General features: G+C 67.2%; 14 protein-coding genes. 9 read left to right on the top strand and 5 right to left on the bottom strand.

Going from position 1 to position 15,932, the window contains the following annotated elements; all coding sequences use genetic code 11:
- Positions 1 to 98: 98 nt before the first annotated feature.
- Genes dapE through map form a run of 5 tightly spaced genes read right to left on the bottom strand, consistent with a single transcriptional unit; the run spans position 99 to position 6,120 of the window.
- A complete protein-coding gene (gene dapE, locus ACFX4F_RS02080) occupies positions 99 to 1,226 on the bottom strand; it encodes a succinyl-diaminopimelate desuccinylase (RefSeq protein ID WP_099821417.1) in 1,128 nt (375 codons plus the stop codon).
- Complete coding sequence (locus tag ACFX4F_RS02085) at positions 1,223 to 1,588, bottom strand: arsenate reductase (RefSeq protein WP_099821418.1); 366 nt, start codon at positions 1,586 to 1,588, stop codon at positions 1,223 to 1,225. Before ACFX4F_RS02085 ends, dapE begins: the two co-directional genes overlap by 4 nt.
- Positions 1,589 to 1,601: 13 nt before the next feature.
- A complete protein-coding gene (gene dapD, locus ACFX4F_RS02090; RefSeq protein WP_380651739.1) occupies positions 1,602 to 2,648 on the bottom strand; it encodes a 2,3,4,5-tetrahydropyridine-2,6-dicarboxylate N-succinyltransferase in 1,047 nt (348 codons plus the stop codon).
- Positions 2,648 to 5,275 carry a [protein-PII] uridylyltransferase gene (locus ACFX4F_RS02095; protein WP_380651742.1) on the bottom strand — a complete coding sequence of 876 codons (2,628 nt, stop codon included), beginning with the start codon at positions 5,273 to 5,275 and terminating at the stop codon, positions 2,648 to 2,650. The genes dapD and ACFX4F_RS02095 overlap by 1 nt, the downstream gene beginning before the upstream one ends.
- Positions 5,276 to 5,277: 2 nt before the next feature.
- Positions 5,278 to 6,120, bottom strand: a complete 843-nt coding sequence (gene map, locus ACFX4F_RS02100; protein WP_100464301.1) for a type I methionyl aminopeptidase — start codon at positions 6,118 to 6,120, stop codon at positions 5,278 to 5,280.
- A 173-nt stretch (positions 6,121 to 6,293) separates the two neighbouring features.
- On the opposite strand from map, the gene ACFX4F_RS02105 reads away from it, so the two are divergent.
- The 9 genes from ACFX4F_RS02105 to ACFX4F_RS02145 all read left to right on the top strand — a co-directional run bounded on the left by ACFX4F_RS02105 (position 6,294) and on the right by ACFX4F_RS02145 (position 15,844).
- Positions 6,294 to 6,821 (top strand): spore coat U domain-containing protein, encoded by a 528-nt coding sequence (locus ACFX4F_RS02105; RefSeq protein ID WP_380651746.1) that lies wholly within the window; start codon positions 6,294 to 6,296, stop codon positions 6,819 to 6,821.
- A complete protein-coding gene (locus ACFX4F_RS02110; RefSeq protein WP_380651749.1) occupies positions 6,821 to 7,573 on the top strand; it encodes a molecular chaperone in 753 nt (250 codons plus the stop codon). The genes ACFX4F_RS02105 and ACFX4F_RS02110 overlap by 1 nt, the downstream gene beginning before the upstream one ends.
- A gap of 7 nt (positions 7,574 to 7,580) precedes the next feature.
- A complete protein-coding gene (locus ACFX4F_RS02115) occupies positions 7,581 to 9,923 on the top strand; it encodes a fimbria/pilus outer membrane usher protein (protein WP_380651752.1) in 2,343 nt (780 codons plus the stop codon).
- 2 nt (positions 9,924 to 9,925) lie between these two features.
- Positions 9,926 to 10,963, top strand: coding sequence for a spore coat protein U domain-containing protein (locus tag ACFX4F_RS02120; RefSeq protein WP_380651774.1), 1,038 nt, complete (start codon positions 9,926 to 9,928; stop codon positions 10,961 to 10,963).
- 101 nt (positions 10,964 to 11,064) lie between these two features.
- Complete coding sequence (locus ACFX4F_RS02125) at positions 11,065 to 11,292, top strand: hypothetical protein (protein WP_099821425.1); 228 nt, start codon at positions 11,065 to 11,067, stop codon at positions 11,290 to 11,292.
- On the top strand, positions 11,292 to 11,990 hold the full coding sequence (locus ACFX4F_RS02130) for a molecular chaperone (RefSeq protein ID WP_099821426.1): 699 nt from the start codon (positions 11,292 to 11,294) through the stop codon (positions 11,988 to 11,990). Before ACFX4F_RS02125 ends, ACFX4F_RS02130 begins: the two co-directional genes overlap by 1 nt.
- Before the next feature lie 219 nt (positions 11,991 to 12,209).
- Complete coding sequence (gene rpsB, locus ACFX4F_RS02135; RefSeq protein WP_099821427.1) at positions 12,210 to 13,013, top strand: 30S ribosomal protein S2; 804 nt, start codon at positions 12,210 to 12,212, stop codon at positions 13,011 to 13,013.
- 125 nt (positions 13,014 to 13,138) lie between these two features.
- The gene (gene tsf, locus ACFX4F_RS02140; protein WP_099821428.1) at positions 13,139 to 14,017 is read left to right on the top strand and encodes a translation elongation factor Ts; all 879 of its coding nucleotides are present in this window, start codon (positions 13,139 to 13,141) and stop codon (positions 14,015 to 14,017) included.
- A gap of 288 nt (positions 14,018 to 14,305) precedes the next feature.
- Positions 14,306 to 15,844 carry an HDOD domain-containing protein gene (locus ACFX4F_RS02145; RefSeq protein ID WP_380651758.1) on the top strand — a complete coding sequence of 513 codons (1,539 nt, stop codon included), beginning with the start codon at positions 14,306 to 14,308 and terminating at the stop codon, positions 15,842 to 15,844.
- The last annotated feature ends 88 nt before the right edge of the window (positions 15,845 to 15,932 follow it).

The raw sequence follows: 15,932 nt of genomic DNA on the forward strand, positions 1-15,932 counted from the left end.
GCCGAGCCATGCTCGGCTGCATCTACCAGGGAAAATCAGCCGAGCATGGCTCGGCTCTACAGGAAGGCGTGCCGACCAACGGTCGGCACCCACCGTCCTCACACCAGCAGGCGTTCAACCAGTCGCTGGTACAGCCCCGGCAGCGCTTCCAGCTCGTCCACGCGCACGTTCTCATCCACCTGGTGGATGCTGGCGTTGACCGGGCCGACTTCGATGCACTGCGCACCCAGTGGCGCGATGAAGCGCGCATCGGAGGTGCCACCCCCGGTGCTCTCTTCCGGCGCGCGTCCGGTGTGCTCGGCAAGGACCGCGCGCGCCGCTGCACGCAACGTACCTTCGGGCGTGTAGAACGGCTCGCCGCTGCGGTGCCACTTCAGCGTGTACTGCAGGCCATGACGGTCCAGCAACGCAGTGATCTCCGCCTCCAGCTTCGGTGCATCCCAATGCGGGTTGTAGCGGATGTTGAAATCCACCTCCAGCTCACCGGGAATCACGTTGTTGGCGCCGGTACCGGCATGGATGTTGGAGATCTGCAGGCTGGTCGACGGGAAGCTCTCGTAGCCCTCGTCCCAGCGCCGTGCGCTCAGTTCGGCCAGCATCGGCGCGGCAAGATGGATCGGATTGCGCGCCTTGTCCGGATAGGCCACATGCCCCTGCACACCCTGCACGCGCAGCTTGGCCGACAGGCTGCCACGCCGTCCCACGCGCAGCAGGTCGCCCAGCGTGGAGGTGGACGACGGCTCGCCGGTGATGCACCAGTCGATGCGCTGGCCGCGCTCGGCGAACAGCCGCGCGACATGGCGCACTCCATCGATGGCATCGCCCTCTTCATCACTGGTCAGCAGCACCGCCAGCGTGCCCGTGTGCTGCGGATGGGCGGCAACGAACTGTTCGGCAGCGACCACGAACGCAGCCACGCTGCCCTTCATGTCGGCGGTGCCACGACCGTACAGCACGCCATCGCGGATCTGCGGCGCGAACGGATCGCTCTGCCATGCCTCGCGCGGGCCCGGCGGCACCACGTCGGTGTGGCCCAGCAGGACCAGCACTGGTGCGCCGCTGCCGTGGGTGGCCCACAGGTTGTCGACCTCGCCCAGCCGCAGGTGCTCGCAGGTGAAACCGGCTGCCTGCAGACGTTGACCGATCAGCGCCTGGCAACCGGCATCGTCCGGGGTCACCGACGGCCGTGCAATCAGATCGCAGGCCAGGTCGAGGACGGCGCTCACGCGCCGCCCACGCCGAAGCGCGCCTTGAAGCCGTTGTCACTGAAACCCTGGCTGACCTTGCCGTCGGCGGTCACCACCAGCGGGCGCTTGATCAGCTGCGGGTACTCGCGCAGCAGCAGTTTCAACTCCGCCTCCGAATCGGCGGCCTTGCGGTTGTCCGGCAACTGCCGCCAGGTGGTGGAGGACCGGTTGACCATCGCCGCCAGGCCACCCAGCTGGGCGGCCCATTCCAGCAGCGTTTCCGGGCTGGGCTTGTTGTCGCGGTAGTCGACGAAGGTGTACGGCACGCCGAAGCGGTCCAGCCACTTGCTCGCCTTCTTGCAGGTATCGCAGTTCTTCAGACCGTAGACGGTGGTGCTCATGCGTGCGGCTCCGTCAGTCGGCCAGGCCGCGCAGCAGGTCGTTGACGCTGGTCTTGCTGCGGGTACGGGCATCGACCTGCTTGACGATCACCGCGCAGTACAGCGAGTGGGTACCGTCCTTGCTCGGCAGCGAGCCGGACACCACCACGCTGTACGGCGGGATGTAGCCGTAGCTGATTTCGCCGGTGGCGCGGTTGTAGATGCGGGTGCTCTGGCTGAGGAACACGCCCATGCCGATCACGCTGTGATGGCCGACGACCACGCCTTCCACCACTTCCGAACGCGCACCGATGAAGCAATGGTCTTCGATGATGGTCGGGCTGGCCTGCAGCGGCTCGAGCACGCCGCCGATGCCGGCACCACCGGACAGGTGGCAATGCTGGCCGATCTGCGCGCAGGAACCGACGGTGGCCCAGGTGTCGACCATGGTGCCTTCGCCGACGTACGCACCGATGTTGGTGAAGCTCGGCATCAGCACCACGTCCTTGCCGAAATAGGTGCCGCGACGGGCGATCGCGCCCGGCACCACGCGCACGCCACCACGGCGGAACTTGGCCTCGTCATAGCCGGCAAAGCGCGATTCGACCTTGTCCCAGAACGGTGCCGGGCGTGCATCGACCACGGCCATGTCGTTGACGCGGAAATACAGCAGCACCGCCTTCTTCAGCCATTCGTTGACCTTCCAGCCACCATGGCCGTCCGGCTCGGCGACGCGGAATTCGCCGCTTTCCAGGCCATCGATCACACGGTTGACCAGCGGACGGGTCGAGCCTTCCAGTTCGTGCAGGGTCAGCGTGGCGCGGCGCTCGAAGGCGCTTTCGATGCCGAACTTCAGTTCTTCCACGCCCGGGCCGGCCGGCTTGCGCAGCGACTTGCGTGCGATGTTCTCGGCGCGTGCGGCTTCGGCGGTCTTGGCCGGGGCCTTCTTCGCCGGCGCCTTCTTCACCGCAGCCTTCTTCGGCGCGGCAATCTTCTTCGCAACCGGCTCAGCGGCAGTGGTCTTTTTGGCTGCTGCGCTCTTGGCGGTCGCGGCAGTCTTCTTTACAGGCTTGGTGGCCATCAGGCGGGGTCTCCGGCGTTTCGATCAGGGTCCAGGCAGGCCAGCATTGCGTCATGCAGCTGTTGCCGGGCGGATTCAGTCAGGGGGAGGTCGTGTTCGTCACTGATCACGAAGGTGTCTTCGGCGCGTTCGCCGAATGTGGCAATGCGCGCGTCCTGCACGCGCAGTCCCTGGTTGCGCAGCACGAACGCCACGTCGGCCAGCAGGCCGGGACGGTCGGGTGCGACCAGGGCAAAACGGGTTGCGCCGGGTTCCTCGCGGAACTCGATGCGCGGGGCGAAACGGAAATGGCGCAGCTGGCGTGGCACCACCCGGCGCGAGGGACGCAGCCGCGTCAGATCGCCACTGAGCGCCTCACGCAAGGCTGCTTCCAGGTTGGCGCTGCTGCCATCGGCAAACGTATCGGCCGGGCTGACTTCAAAATTATCGAAAATCGTGTCGGCCGGTCCATCCAGAACGCGCGCGCGGTGGATGCCGTAGCCCTTGCGGTCCAACGTCATCACGATCGCGGCGAACAGGCCATCACGGTCCGGCGAGTGCACGAACACTTCCAGTGCCGGGTCATCGACGCTGATCCGGCGCACCTTCACCAGCGTCTGGCCCTGCTTGATCGGTACCAGCGCGGCGGCCTGCCAGGCCAGCTGTTCCGGGCGCAGGCGGATGAAGCCTTCGTCGGGCATCACCGCGAACTGGCGGTCGATGGTGGCATCGTCGTAGCCCTGCTCGCGCACCAGCGCACGCACGCTGTCGCGCGCTTCGGCCACGCGCTCGGCGGCCGGCACCGGGTGCTCCAGGCCCTCGCGCAGCGCGCGCCGGGTCGCGAAGTACAGATCGGCCAGCAGCCGGTCCTTCCACGCATTCCACAGCTTCGGGCTGGTGCCGGCGATGTCGGCGCAGGTCAGCAGATAGAGGTAATCCAGACGGTCGCGGCTGCCGACCAGGGTCGCGAAACGATGGATCACGTCCGCATCGGCGATGTCCTGCTTCTGCGCGGTCACCGACATCCGCAGGTGCTGTTCGACCAGCCAGGCCACCAGTTCGGTATCCGAACCACTCAGCCCCTGCGCGTGGCAGAACGCCCGTGCATCGACCGCGCCCAGTTCGGAATGATCGCCGCCACGGCCCTTGGCGATGTCGTGGAACAGGCCGGCCAGCAGCAGCAGTTCGGGCTTGCGCAGGCGCGGCCAGACTTCGTGGGCGATCGAGAAACGTTCATCGGCGCGACTGCTGGCGAACAGCCCCATGTTGCGCAGGACCATCAGCGTGTGCTGGTCGACGGTGTAGACATGGAACAGGTCGAACTGCATGCGCCCGCTGACCTGGGCGAACGCCGGAATCCACTGCCCCAGCACGCCCAGCCGCGCCATGCGCGAAAGCGTGTCGACCGGCCGCTGGCCGCGCAGCAGGGCCATGAACTGTTCGCGCGCGTCGGTATCTGCCTGGTCATAGGCAGGCAGCAGCGGCAGCGACTCGGCCAGCGCGCGCGCGGTCAACGAATGCAGGCCACGGATCTGCGGATTGTTGGCCCAGCTGGCGAACAGCGCGAAGACCTGGCCGATGTCCGCGTTCGGCCAGTCGGCATCGTTGGCCGCCAGATAGCCACGGCGCAGAGCGAACCCCACGGTCAGCGGTTCGGGCTGTGCCTCGCCATCGAACTGTTCCTCGAAACGCTGCAGCAGACGATCGCTGATCCGCCGCACCACCGAAGCGGCGCGGTAGAAGCCCTGCATCATCTTCTCGACGCCCAGGCTTTCGGCGTCGTCTTCAAAGCCCAGGCGCGCGGCCAGGGTCTTCTGGTAATCGAAGCGCAGGCGCTCTTCCGGGCGTCGCGCCACCAGGTGCAGGCCGAAGCGCAGTCGTGCCAGCACCGCGCGTTCGCGCTTCAGCGCAGCGGCCTCGTCAGCGCCCAGGTGGCCCAGGCCGACCAGTGCTTCCAGATCGCGCACACCAAACGCACGCAGCGCCATCCAGCCCAGCGTGTTGAGATCGCGCAGGCCGCCGGGACCATCCTTCAGGTCCGGCTCGAGGTTGTCGGCGGTATCACCGAAGCGCTGGTGACGGTTGCGTAGTTCCTCGAGCTTGGCCAGGAAAAACGCACGCGGTGGCCACAGTTCGCGGTCATCCACCGCCGCACGCAGCGCGCGCCGTGCTGCCTCATCGGCCATCAGCGGGCGCGCTTCGATCAACGCCGTCAGCACGGTCTGGTCGGCTGCAGCCTCGCTGCACTGCTCGCCCGAACGCACCGCGTGGCTGACCGCCAGGCCGCAATCCCACAGCAGCGCGAACAGCCGCGCGAGCGACTCCTCGTGGGCCAGCTGCGCCTGCGGATCGCCGAACACCAGCAGGTCGATGTCCGAGCGCGGAAACAGTTCACCGCGCCCATAGCCGCCCACTGCGAACAGCGACAGGCCACTGTCGGCGGGCAAACAGCGCTGCCAGGCATGGCGGATGAGGTGATCGGCCGCGCGCGCGCGCAGCGCCAGCAGGCGCTCGATGTTGTCGCCCTGGTCGAAGCGGCGGTACAGGCGCGTATCGGCCTGCTGCAGCGCATCGCGCGCGGCAGCAGCCCAGTCCGGGTCGTTGAGCGACGCGGCCGGCGTGTCCAGCAGCGAACTCGCCGGCAGCATCCTCAGGAGACCTGCGACTCGCCCGGCGACAGGGTCAGCACGTCCACCCCGGTCTCGGTGACCGCGATCATGTGCTCCCACTGCGCCGACAGCTTGCGGTCCTTGGTCACCACGGTCCAGCCATCGGGCAGCACCTTGTTGTAGCGGGTGCCCTCGTTGATCATCGGCTCGATGGTGAAGGTCATGCCCGGCTGCAGCACCAGGCCCTGGCCCGGACGGCCGTAATGCACCACCTGCGGTTCATCGTGGTAGACCTTGCCGATGCCGTGGCCGCAGTACTCGCGCACCACGCTGAAACGCTCGCCTTCGGCATAGCTCTGGATCGCATGGCCGACGTCGCCCAGGGTTGCGCCCGGACGCACCGCGCGGATGCCGCGCCACATGGCCTCATAGGTGGCGTCGACCAGCCGCTTGGCCATCACCGACGGGGTGCCGACGAAATACATGCGGCTGGTGTCGCCATGCCAGCCGTCCTTGATGACGGTGACGTCGATATTGATGATGTCGCCATCCTTGAGGACCTTCCCTTCGCTGGGAATGCCGTGGCAGATGACATTGTTGACCGACGTGCACACGGTCTTGGGGAAGCCGCGGTAGCCGACGTTGGCCGGAATGGCGCCCTGCACGTTCACGATGTGGTCGTGGCAGATGCGGTCCAGTTCCTCGGTCGTGACACCGGGCTTGACGTGGGGGGTGACGATGTCGAGCACTTCGCTGGCCAGGCGGCCGGCGATGCGCATCATCTCGATTTCCTGCGGGGTTTTGATATTCACGCTCATGGCACCCATTATCGCCGATCCGGCCGCAATCTGAACGAACGCCACCCAACTGGCGATCCGGGCCATGCACGGATCCGGCAAGGAATGTGAAAGCGTGATGACCCACACCCTTTCGAATCCCTGATTCTCACGCAATACAGACACTTGCGGTGCCTACGCTGGCCCCACTGTCGTCAAAACGGCGCCGAACGTGCCGTTTTCGCCCTGTTCAACGGACCTTCGGGTCAGGGAGGTTGTCCATGCGATCCGCAGCTCGTTCCCCTTTGACCTGGGCCCTGGCCCTGCTGCTGGCCGGCCCGGCGGCCGCCGCCGACACCACCACGTTCAACGTCACCCTGGTGGTCACCAAGGCCTGCACCATCACTGCCGCTGCGGCCACCAACGTCGACTTCGGTACCGCCGCCTCCACCACCGCCACCCCCACCCTGGGCCAGGGCACCGTGACCGCGCAGTGTTCGGCGCTGACCCCGTACACCATCGCGCTGAATGCTGGTGCCAATGCCGGCACGGCCAATGACGTCACCACGCGGCGGATGAAGAACACCAACGCCGCAGTGACCGCGAACAACTACGTGGGCTACCAGCTCTACCAGGATGCCGCACACACCCTGGTCTGGGGCGCCACCACCGGCACCAACACCCAGGCCGGCATCGGCACCGGGCTGGCGGTGCCCTACATCGTCTACGGCCAGATCCTCAACCTGAGCACGGCCAACGCTGCTACCGGCAACTACCTGGATACCGTTACCGCCACGATCACCTATTGATGGAGCACGCCCGCATGGCCGGATCCCGCCCGTGGCGCGCCACCGGCGTGGCGCTGCTCGTCTTCAGCCTGCTTGGGGTCAACGAGGCCTCGGCGACCAGCCTGCAGGTCGCTCCCACCAGCCTGCAGCTGGAAGCACGCCAGCGCGCTGGCGAACTGTGGTTGACCAACAGCGGCACCTCGCCGGTGAAGCTGCAGGTAAGGGTGTTCCGTTGGGTACAGCAGGACGGGAAGGAACAGCTGCTGCCCACCGAGGATCTGCTGGCTACGCCACCAATGCAGGAACTGGCAGCGGGCCAGCAGCAGCTGGTGCGGGTCATGCGCGCCGTTGCCGACGCACCGGCTGCGCAGCAGTACTACCGGTTGATCGTCGATGAGGTGCCCGATCTGGCCACGCGCAGCGAAGGCATGCAGTTCGTACTGCGCTATTCCATCCCGGTGTTCGTGCAACCCGGCGCCGGCGGCCGGCTGGCACCGCAGCTGCACGCCCGCCTGGTCCGGCTGGACGACGGTCGCAACGGCGTGGAAGTAGGCAATACCGGCAACAGCTACGCGCAGATCGCCGACCTCGCCCTGGGCAGCCCGGAGCGGCCGCGCATCGTCCATCCCGGCCTGCTGGGCTACGTGCTGCCCGGCCAGGTCATGCGCTGGCCGCTGGAGCGCACGTCGATCGACCGCGACAACGACCAGATCACGGCCAAGCTCAATGGCGAGTCGGAACAGACGTCGCTGCCGCCACCACCGGCTCGCTGAGGCGCTGATGAGCGCAGCGCTCGGTGCGGCCCTGTCCCCGGCGGCCCATGCAGCCGATGTCTCCGGGGTCTCCGCCGATGCCCTGCTGCCACCACCGACCCCACTCACGGCCAACCAGACGCTGTACCTGGACGTGACCCTCAACAGCACGCCACGCGGCCTGCTACCCTTCACCGACAATCGCGGCCGCCTGCAGGCCAGCCCCGAGATCCTGCGCCAGCTCGGTTTCAATGCCAGTGGCGATGCTCCCGTGTATCTGGACCAGATCAGCGGCGCGGTGGTGCGTTATGACGCGCACCTGCAGACCCTCGCGCTGGACGTGCCCCTGGACCAGTTGACCCTGCCCACGACCGTGCTCAGCCGCCCGCAGCCGCGCGCGCCGCGCGGCAGCGCCTCGCCCGGCGTCCTGCTCAATTACGACCTGTATGGCAGCCGCGTCGACCGCCTCGGCAATCTGACCTTGAGCTCTGAACTGCGGGTGTTCGGCGTGGGTGCCGGCACCTTCGAGAACACCGCGGTCAGCCGTCGCTACCAGACCGGAGACCGCCACTGGCGCAGCGACAGCGTACGCCTGGACACGCGCTGGACCCTGGATTTCCCGGACAGGGCGCTGACCCTGGAGGTGGGCGACTTCTACAGCGGCTTCGTCGACTGGAGCCGGCCGGTACGCCTGGGCGGCCTGCAGATCGGCCGCAATTACGGATTGCAGCCGTACCGTGTGCTTACCCCGACGCCGGCCTTCCTCGGCCAGGCGGTGGTGCCATCCACGGTCGAGCTGTATGTCGATGGCCTGCGCCAGTACAGCGGCCAGGTGCCGGTCGGACCATTCCAGCTGGCGGCGCAACCGGGCATCAGCGGCAACGGCAGCGCCCAGGTCGTGGTCACCGATGCGTTCGGCCGCATGCAGACCCTGGATTTCAGCTTCTACGGCACCCAGCAGCTGCTGGCCAAGGGCCTGTCGGACTGGTCGCTCGGCGTCGGCCAGCTGCGCGAGCAGTTCGGCGAGCGCTCCTTCGCCTACGACGACCGTACCGTGGCAAGCGCCAGCTGGCGTGGCGGCGTCAGCGACACGTTCACCGGCGAAGCACACGCCGAAGGTGGCGGCGGCCTGGCACAGGCCGGCGTGGGCGGCTGGTGGCTGCTGGGCGGTGCGGGCGTGTTCAATGCCGCCTATGCCCACAGCCGCTACCAGGGCCTGCAGGGCGGCCAGTGGGCGCTGGGGTACAGCTGGAACAACCGTCGTTTCAACGTCAATCTGCGCAGCGTGCGCAGCCACGGCGACTACCGCGACCTGGGCGCGCTGCAGGCCAACCTGCCGCCGAGCATCAGCGAGCAGGCCACGGTCGGCCTGGACCTGCTGCGGCTGGGCACCCTGAGCGCCAGCTACCTGCGCCTGCGCTATCCCGATGGCGAGGACAACCGCTATGCCAGCCTGTTCTGGTCACGCAGCTGGAGCCAGCGCTGGTCGGCCTACCTGTCGGTCAACCAGAACCTGGACAACAGCGATGACCGCAGTGTCTACCTGTCGCTGACCGCAAGCCTGGGCAACAACCGCCAGGCCAGCCTGTCCAGCCAGCGCAACGGCGACAGCCAGAGCTGGGTCGCCGATGTCACCCAGCCGGTACCAGGCGACGGCAGCGCCGGCGGTATCGGTTGGCGCGCACAGGTGCGCCACGGCGACGACGGCAGCGGCGGCCTGGCCGAAGTCGGCATCCTCAACGATGTCGGCCGCTATGCCTTGGGTGCCTCGCGCCAGTCCGGCCTCAACTACGCCTATGGCAGCGCCAGCGGCAGCCTGGTGTGGATGGCCGGGCACGCCTTCGCCGCGCGCGAAGTCGCCGATGCCTTCGCCGTGGTCAGCACCAATGGCGTGGGCGGTGTACCGGTGCGGCTTGAGAACCGCCTGATCGGTGTCACCGACGATCGTGGCCTGCTGTTGATCAGCCCGCTGCTGTCCTGGCAGCGCAACCGCGTCTCCATCGATACCCTGGACCTGCCGGCGGACATGCGCGCTGATCGCATCGAGGACTGGGTAACACCGCGCCAGCGTGCCGGCACCGGGCTGACCTTCAACCTGCGCTCGCGGCCGTCGTTGACCCTCACCGTGCAGGACATGGCGGGGCAGCCGCTGGAAGCGGGCAGCGAGGTGCAGCTGGCGGATGGCCGCCAGGCCTCGGTCGGTTACGACGGACTGCTGTATCTGGAAGACGTGGCCGCTGGCACCGTGCTGTACATCACCACCAGCCGAGGACAGTGCCGTACACGGGTGCCAGCATCGCCGCAGGTGGTCGCCGCGGGTGCACGGCCGCGCCCGGCGACGCTGCAATGCGTGCCGGAGGTGGCGCCATGAGCCTGCGCCTGCTGCTGGCGGGCGTGCTGCTGCTTGCAGGCTTGGTCGCCAGTGCACCGACGCGCGCGGCCGCGACCTGCACCGCAACCGCAGACGCCCTGCTGCCGTTCGGCAACGTCAACAGCGGCGCCGCCGGCCCGACCTCGGGCACGCTGAACATCACCGTGACCTGCACCACCGCCGCGCTGAGCCTGCTCGCCACCACCGGCGTGCGCGTCTGCGTGGGCATCGGCAACGGCACGGGCGGCAGCACCACCACGCCGTGGCGAACGATGGTCAACGGCAGCGGCGATACACTCAATTTCCAGCTCTACAACACCTCCAACTACAGCCAGGTGACCGGCCTCACCCCGCGCGGCGTACCGCCGGCGCAGGAGCTGACCATGACCTACAACGTGCCCCTGCTGACCGGCGGCAGCGGCGCGCAGAGCGTGCAGTTGTTCGCGCAGATCCCGGCCAACCAGGTGTTGGCATCGGGTAGTTACAGCAGCACCTTCAGCGGCGCCAGCGTGGTGCTCACCTGGGCCTGGAACGAGGTGCTGCTGGGCAACGCCACCGTGCCGGCCACCTGCAATGGCGGCGCTACCGGCACCAACACCGCCAGCAATGCCTTCACCTTCAATGCCACTGCCAACGTGCTGCCACAATGTGGCAGCTACCTCACCACCACCATGAATTTCGGCAACGTCACCGGCGGCATTCCCGCCAACATCGACCAGACCGCCACCCTCACCCTGACCTGCCTCAAGCGCACCGCGTTCCAGGTCAGCCTCGACAACGGCCAGAACAACCCTGCACTGAGCAGTACCCGGCGCATGCGCACCACCATCGGCAGCAACAACTATTACCTGACCTATGAGCTGTATCGGGATGCTGCACGCAGCCAGCGCTGGGGCAATACGCTCAACGTGGACACCTTCAGCGGCGTCGGCACTGGCAGCGCTCAACCGTTGACGATCTACGGCCGGGTACCGCCGGTGAGCGGCCAACCGCCGGCCGGCACCTACAACGACCTGGTACAGGTGACGATCACCTACTGAGGGGCGCCCCGCACTACAGAATCGCCCATGTCGGCCGATACCGCGCATCAGATCGACAACAGGGTGGATGGCAGGTGGTTCGGGCAGTACTGATCGCAGCGATGTCCATCGCCAGCACGACAGCCTGGGCCGAGCCGGCGCCCGCCCCGTTGCAGATCCGCCTGACCGTGGTTGAAGGCTGCACCGGCACGGAGGGCGGCCCGCGTTGCCCGGTACCGCAGCAGCACAGCGACACCCTGCACCTGCCGCCACAGGTCCGTGAACTGGCCCCGCCAGCACAGGACGAGCAAGGGCGTGCGACCTCCGAACCGCCCACCACCTACTATTGATGCACCGGCTGCTGCCCCTGTTGCTGGCCCTGCTGCCCATGCCCGTGCAGGCGCTGGATCTGATGCCGACCACCCTGCGCCTGGCGGCCGCACAGGGGCGGTCCGAGCTGTGGCTGCACAACCCCGGCCCTGCGCATTGGCGCGGCCAGGTGCAGGTCTGGGCGTGGGACCAGCAACCGGGGGCCGAACAGCTGCAACGCAGCGCGCAGGTGCTGGCCAGTCCGACCCTGCTGGATCTTCCTGCCGGTGCGCGCCAGCGCGTCTGGCTGCTGCCGGCGTCGTCGGCGCCGGTGGCCGTCGAACAGGCATTCCGTATCATCCTGGCACCGGCAGAACCGGCCATGCCACGCTATTCACTGCCCCTGTTCCGCGGCGAACCGGTCCCCACGGCGGCCCCGGCCCTGCAGGCAGAGGTGGTGGTCAACGGGTCGCAGTTCATGCTGCGACTGCTGAACAGTGGCAACGGGCACGCGCGCCTGAGCGACCTTGCCTACGAGGGCGCCGACGGCCACCGCAGCCTGCTGCTGCCCGGTCTTGCCGGCTACGTACTGGCCGCGCGCCAGCGCCAGTGGCAGCTGCCACCGCGCGCCGATGGCTATGCTGGCGGCCGGTTCCACGCCCGCCTGCAGGACGGCACAGCGGTGATCCTGGCCGCGCCGGCACCTGCAATTGCAGCGCACCAGCCAAGCGGGCTATAATTCCCGGGATGTCCTGCCGCCCTGTGCGCGGGACGCCGTCCACGCCGGACGTCACCGGTGAATCCACACCTGCTGCCCCCATCCGTGCCGGGGTGCTCCGCAAGGAGTTCGGCCACGGAGGCAACAGGGAAGCCCAACCCCGGAACCATCAGCGTTTCCACGCGTCCCGCATACCTATCCCGCGGGCGGATTCGCCGGTTCCCCATCAGGAGTATTGCAATGCCCCAGGTCACCATGCGTCAGATGCTGGAAGCCGGCGTCCACTTCGGCCACCAGACCCGCTACTGGAACCCGAAAATGGCTCCGTACATCTTCGGCGCCCGCGGCAAGATCCACATCATCAACCTGGAAAAGACCGTCCCGCTGTTCAACGATGCGATGAACTTCATCTCGTCGGTTGCCCAGAAGCGCGGCACCATCCTGTTCCTGGGCACCAAGCGCAGCGCCCGTGAGTCGATCCGCGAAGAAGCCGAGCGTTGCGGCATGCCGTTCATGAACCAGCGTTGGCTGGGCGGCACCCTGACCAACTTCCGTACCGTCAAGCAGTCGGTTGCCCGCCTGAAGGAACTGGAAGCCGGTGAGTCCGACGGCACCTTCGAGAAGCTGGTCAAGCACGAAGTGCTGGGCCTGCGTCGCGAGCGCGACAAGCTGGAAGCCTCGCTGGGCGGCATCAAGGACATGAACCGTCTGCCGGACGCGATCTTCGTCATCGATATCGGCCACGAAGACATCGCCATCAAGGAAGCCAAGAAGCTCGGCATCCCGGTGATCGCCGTCGTCGATACCAACTACAACCCGGAGCTGGTGGATTACGCGATCCCGGGCAACGACGACGCCATCCGTGCCGTGCAGCTGTACGCACGCGCTGCTGCTGACGCCGTGCTGGAAGGCAAGGCTGCTGCACCGCACGCTGCCACCGTCCGTGAAGAAGAGTTCGCCGACGCTGCTGCCGAAGAAGGCAAGCCGGCTCGCCGCGCTCCGGCCAAGAAGGCTGCTGCCGACAAGGGCGAAGCCCAGGCCTGATCCAGGCCCCGGTGGGCGCATTGCGCCCACCTTTCCTGTCCGCAGCCGATGGCGCGACGACAGGAAACTGTCACACGGGCCGGCCACCATGCCGGCCCAACCCCTTTCTTTCGTGAGGTAATCCCGTGGAAATCACTGCTTCCCTGGTCAAGGAACTGCGCGAGCGCACCGGCGCCGGCATGATGGAATGCAAGAAGGCGCTCACCGAGGCCGGCGGCAACATCGACGCCGCTGCTGAAGCGCTGCGCAAGTCCGGCGCTGCCAAGGCCGACAAGAAGGCTGACCGCGTGGCCGCCGAAGGTCGTCTGGGCCTGGCCCAGGACGGCGGCAAGGCCGTGCTGGTCGAGATCAACTCGGAAACCGACTTCGTCGCCAACGACATCAACTTCAAGAACTTCGTTGATTCCGTCGCTGCCGCTGCCCTGGCATCGGGCGCCACCGACGTGGAAGTGCTGAAGAGCGCCAAGCTGGCCACCGGCGAAACCGTCGAAGAAGCCCGCGCCACCGCCATCCAGAAGCTGGGCGAGAACATCCTCATCCGTCGCCTGGTCAAGCTGGACACCGCCGGCAACGTGGGTTCCTACGTCCACACCAACGGCAAGGTCGGCGTGCTGGTCGACCTGATCGGTGGCGACGCCGAACTGGCTCGCGGCCTGGCCATGCACGTGGCTGCGCTGAAGCCGCCGCACAACAAGGCTGCCGATGTGCCGGCCGAGTTCGTGGAAAAGGAAAAGGAAATCGAACTGGCCAAGATGTCCGAGAAGGACAAGTCCAAGCCGGCCGACATCCTGGAAAAGATCATCAGCGGCAAGATCAACAAGATCGTCAGCGAAGTGACCCTGTACGGCCAGAGCTACGTGCTGGACGGCGACAAGACCGTCGAGCAGGTGGTCAAGGCTGCCGGCGCCGACGTGGCTGGCTTCCAGCTGCTGGTCGTTGGCGAAGGCATCGAGAAGGTGGTGGAAGACTACGCCGCCGAAGTTGCCAAGGCGATGCAGGTCTGATTCCAGCCTCACGGCTGTGATGAAACCAGAAGGAGCCGCGGGAAACCGCGGCTCTTTTTTTGTGCCTGCCCACCTGTGGGCGCCCTTTCTGCGGATGCGCACCGTTGGTGCGCTGCATGTGGGTGCCCATTCCGTGGGTGCGCACACCGGAACCAAGGGTCTTTGCGTTGCGTGCGAATCAAGCCGATACTCGGCATAGGGAACCTGCAGTCACATAACAGGAACGAAAGTCGCGGACTGTGATGCATTCCTAGGTATTCTTGTCCTAATGGAATTGAACGACCCGACATGCCTCCCGAGCTGACAGCTGCACTGGCGCTTTGCCGCAACCTCCCCTCGCCGCCCGGTATTGCCCTGCGCATCATCGAACTGGCCCAGGACCCGGAAGCGGACATCGCAACCGCTGCGGACATCATCGCCATCGACATGGCGTTGAGTGCCCGCATGCTGCGTATCGCCAATTCGCCGCTGTACGCCAGCCGGCGCCGGATCGAGAACCTCGGCCAGGCGCTGACCATGCTCGGGCTGAACGCTACGATCAGCCTCGCCCTGGGCTTCACTGTCACCCAGGGCCTGACCGGCAAAGGCGGCGCCGACCACGACCTGCGCCAACGCGCCTGGAAGCGCAGCATCCTCAGCGCGCTGGCGGCCAGCCAGCTCGGCCAGGCCCGCGGCCTGCGCCGGCTGGAGGAGCTGATGCTGGCCGGACTACTGCAGGACATGGGCGTGCTGTGCCTGGCCCAGGCCGAATCCGAACGCTACCTGCCGCTGCTGCGCGAAGCGCGCGACAACCCCGACCTGATCGCGCGCGAGCGCCAGGAACTCGGCTGCAGCCACGCCGACGTCGGCGCCTGGGTAGCCGAGGAGTGGGGCCTGCCGCGCTACCTGGTCGACAGCATCCGCCACAGCGAAGACGAAGCTACCGCCGAGAATCCGTTCCAGGCCTGCGTACAGCTGTCTGGCGCCGTTGCCGACATCTGGCTGGATGAAGACGCCGATGCCGCCCGCGAGCGCGCCCTGCAGCAGGTCCACGACCGCCTGGAGCTGGACAGCGCCCGCTTTGACCAGGTCCTGACCCGGATCAGCGAAGCGCTGCCGGACATCGCCAGCCTGTTCGAGAACGGCCTGAATTCGCCGGCCCGCGTGCGCGAGCTGATCGACCACGCGCAGGAGCTGGCCACCCTGCGCAACCTGCGCGAACTACAGGATGCCGACCAGGCCCGACGCCGCGCCGATGAATTCGAGGCCAGGGCCAAGCGCCTGGCCGACCAGGCCCATCGCGACGCCCTGACCGGCGTCCTCAACCGCCGCCAGCTCGAAGCCGTGCTTGAGCAGGAGTTCCTGCGCGCCGGCCGCCATGGCTGGCCGTTGTCGGTCGCCTTCATCGACCTGGACGATTTCAAGAAGATCAACGACGCCCACGGCCACCTGACCGGTGACGAGGTGCTGCGCGCCTTTGCCGGCAAGCTGCAGGGGCAGCTGCGCAACAGCGACACCGTGGCCCGCTTCGGCGGTGAGGAGTTCGTCGCGCTGCTGCCCAATACCAGTGAATCGGTGGCCCTTGACGTGATCCGCCGGGTGCTGGCCAACATCGTCGCCACCCCGATGGCGGAACTGGAAGGCGGCCCGCTGTTCATCACCTTCTCGGCCGGCGTCGCCACGCAGGGCGGCTACGAGCGTTTTGCCGGCGTGCAGGACCTGCTGCGCGCCGCCGATGACGTGCTCTACCGCTCCAAGAACCTGGGCCGCAACCGGGTCATCGCGCGCTCTCCCGGCGAACTGGGGCATGATGAGCTGTCCGCCACTGCAGGCGCCGAGCTTGGCTGAATGGTGCGCTCCGGATGTACGGGGCACACCGGTATTTTGCGCCGCAGTGCACAAAACGCTTTGGCCGCGCGCCGCTTGCGCGTAGAAT

It is taken from the genome of Stenotrophomonas sp. YIM B13575 (assembly GCF_042787595.1).
Lineage (GTDB): Bacteria > Pseudomonadota > Gammaproteobacteria > Xanthomonadales > Xanthomonadaceae > Stenotrophomonas > Stenotrophomonas lactitubi_B.